This window comes from Dickeya sp. NCPPB 3274 (assembly GCF_000406205.1).
GTDB classification, from domain to species: Bacteria; Pseudomonadota; Gammaproteobacteria; order Enterobacterales; family Enterobacteriaceae; genus Dickeya; species Dickeya fangzhongdai.
This window is the reverse complement of sequence record NZ_AOOH01000055.1, coordinates 1-1,482: the sequence shown is the minus strand read 5'-3', so window position 1 is coordinate 1,482 and position 1,482 is coordinate 1. Positions and strand designations below refer to the sequence as shown.

At 59.2% G+C, this 1,482-nt stretch carries 1 pseudogene; it reads right to left on the bottom strand.

The annotated features are described in order from the left end of the window. Nucleotides 1-1,482: pseudogene (locus DXX3274_RS00125) on the bottom strand (hemolysin BL-binding protein); the annotation flags it as partial.

Here is a 1,482-nt window from a genome sequence, read left to right as displayed (position 1 = left end):
ATGCTATCGCGGGTGACGGTGCCGTAACCGGCATTCAGGCTGCCTGCCCGCCCGGCCAGCGCCACGCTGCCGCCGCCGCCCAGGGCGGTAGTTGTGACGTTACCCGACGCCCCACCCAGTCCGCGGTCGGCCTGCGCCCCCACCGGGGTCAGCGCACTGACCCCGCTCAGCGTCGGCGTGGCAATAGCCGGCATAAAGCCGCCGCTGCCCGGCTGTAAACTGGTGTTGCTGATATTCTGCGAGAAGTTGGCGGTTATTGCGCCGCCTGCCTGAATGGTGGCGGTAGCGTAGGTTTGGCCGTTGAACAGCTCACTGACCGGCTCGCCAACCAGATTAAAATTGATAGTGCTATTTTCCGGATTAAACCGTTCAATAAACTCTGACTGCCAATATTTGGCATAAGAATAATCAGAATCATCACGGTCCCGGGCTTTATATTCTTCTTTTTTGTAGCCACTTTGATCATCGTTGGCAAACTTATTTGTCCTGCCCGCTCTCCAGCGAGACTCAGCACCATCATATTTATAGGTAAGATATGTTTGTAATTCACCGGACTGATAGGATTTGTTATTCAGGCTTCCACCAGACAGTACAAGGTTATTCCTGGCATAGACAGAAGACGCGTCATTCAGCAATACTCCCGTATTAAGAAATGCGTCTTGCGATGAGTTAATTCTTGCCTCGCTACCTTGTGCCGTTACGGATACCGACTTGCCTGAAACAACCAATTTCTGGATGCCAGCACGTGCAAGGGGGGCCAATAAATATATAGTGACAAAATCAGGCCCACCTCCTTTCTCACCCATTTGACCACCAGTACGTTTATAGAACTCAACAATACCTAGGTCACTATCCTTAAACCAGCTCACCGGGATCTGTGCCGTGGTCCCCCCCGCCCAGCCCGGCATGTCCGCCGCCGTACTGCTGCTCTCCGTCACCGTCAGCCCTTCCCGCTGGTTGGTCAGCGTCCCGGTATTAATGCGGATATCCCCCCGCTGCGTCTCGATGGTCCCCGAACTGTTCAGCACGCTGTCGCTGGCATTGCCTGCCGCGTCACGCTGTATCCACAGGCTGTTCCCCGCCAGGATGTTCCCGTACCGGTTCACCAGCGCGGCCGACAGCAGCTGCAGATTGCCCCCGCCGTACACCAGACTCCCGTTCTCTATCCGCCCCCCCGCCTGCACCAGCAGGTCGCCCGCCGTCCCGATAAAACCCCGGTTGACGATATCGCCGCTCGCCAGCAGGCTCAGCGGCCCGCCCCCCTGGATACTCCCGCCCGCCGTCTGGCTGATGACCGCCGCCGACAGCGTGCTGTTGCCACTGCCCGCCACGATGCGACCCTGCTGCGTCAGCGTGCCGGTGCTGCTCACCGTCACCCCGCTCCCCTGCAGCGTCCCCCCCTGCACCAGGTCGCCCGTCACGTTCAGCGTCAGCTGTCCCCCCGCCGCCAGCGTGCGCGTCAGGGTGAACGGGTTGGTGATG